1 pseudogene is annotated in these 216 nt (G+C 47.2%); it reads right to left on the bottom strand.

The features are described from left to right. Nucleotides 1-156, bottom strand: a pseudogene (locus FDX22_RS32285) (GNAT family N-acetyltransferase); the annotation flags it as partial. Nucleotides 157-216: the final 60 nt, after the last annotated feature.

Below are 216 nucleotides of genomic sequence, written 5' to 3' on the forward strand. Positions count from 1 at the left end.
CGTCCAAAAAGGCCGCGACTTATCGCGGTTAAAAGGGAGCATAAAACTGACTGATGCGCCATCATTCACGCACTGTTCAAGGACATCACTAAGCTCGTCGATTCTCGACAGGATCTGTTCCGCGCTCAGTATAAAGCAGGGGGTGTGGGTAGCCATTTAGTCTCCTTAGATTGACCCCTTCATACTGCAATTAACAATTACATAACACAAGGAGTC

The sequence above is a fragment of the Citrobacter sp. TBCS-14 genome (genome assembly GCF_005280805.1).
Classification (GTDB): Bacteria; Pseudomonadota; Gammaproteobacteria; order Enterobacterales; family Enterobacteriaceae; genus Citrobacter; species Citrobacter gillenii.